The sequence below is a fragment of the Paeniroseomonas aquatica genome, assembly GCF_030409335.1.
Taxonomy (GTDB): domain Bacteria; phylum Pseudomonadota; class Alphaproteobacteria; order Acetobacterales; family Acetobacteraceae; genus Belnapia; species Belnapia aquatica.
Window position 1 is genome coordinate 1 of record NZ_JAUFPN010000255.1, and the last position, 1,166, is coordinate 1,166.

A 1,166-nucleotide genomic window follows, 5' to 3' on the forward strand; every position below is an offset into this window, starting at 1 on the left:
CCGGGGGAGCGCTGTCTCACTGTCATTGGCACAGAGGGCAATGTCCCAGGTTGGGCCGCGCTCGATGCAGCGGTTGATGGAGTTGCAGGCACAGACCGGGATGACGATCCGCGGCCTGGGCGATCGGGAGCAATGTCAAACGATCGAGGCAGGAGATTCCATCGCACTGCTGCAGCGGGCTATTCCCCGGGAGGCACAACCCCAGCTGCTGTCGACGGTGCGACAGAAAACCGACGATCTCAAACGCATCGCCAGCATGTTCCGCAACAAGGACGATATGACGGCTGAGGCGAGAGCCGGCGAAGTGATGCAGGCGCTCGATCTGAAGCGCCAGGCGGGCACTGCCCGGCTGCTTGGTGGGGATCAGGATGAGGTAAACCGGCAGACCGCTGATTTCTTCCTGCGACGGCGCGATGCTCTGGAGGCAGCTGGTGCTACTAAATCGGTGAGCTGCTCAGCCCTGACCAATGCTGCAGCGGCCGAGATCAGTGGCGAGATTCGTAAGACCCTGCGGCAGCGCGGCGAGATCGTGGGCGACGAGCGGCTGTACCAGGCCATCGATCAACGCGGCGAAATCTATGACCTCCCCATCGCCATGGGGGACCGGCTGCGGCTGTTCCAGCGGACTGGCGCCCGATTTGATGGCAAGTTCGGCTGGCTTGGCAACAACGGGTCGATGGTCACGGTCGAGGCCATTACCGAAACCGGCTTGCGTTTGCGAAACCGGCATGGGGATGCGGGTGATGTCAGCTGGGATCGGCTGATGCACCAACGGTCAGGCCGACTGCTGGTCGCCTCCGGCTGGGCGCAGACGGTCGACAGCATCCAGGGGATCACTTCGGCCGAGCATATCAACGCCCTGACCCACGGTACGTCAGGGCTCACTGCATTCCGGAACTACCCTGCCGAGAGCCGGGCCGAATGGGAAACCTGGACCCTAATTGGTGAGGCGGGCCTTTTTGAGACTGTTCGGCATGCCCGTGCCATCGGCGACCAGAGCGAGATCACGACGGAGCATCTTTGGAAGCAGGCGGCGAAGGATATGGCATACGCTCCGCGAAAGCCATTAGGTCTCGATCTGCTTGAGACCGTCAGAAGAGATGTGGATGCAGCTACCGAACAATGGATGAAGGTGGAGCATCGCGTTCATAGCCAGAAGGCTTCCG

1 pseudogene is annotated in these 1,166 nt (G+C 61.7%); it reads left to right on the top strand.

The features are described from left to right. Positions 1-64 precede the first annotated feature (64 nt). A pseudogene (locus QWZ14_RS29165) lies at positions 65-1,166 on the top strand (AAA family ATPase); the annotation flags it as partial.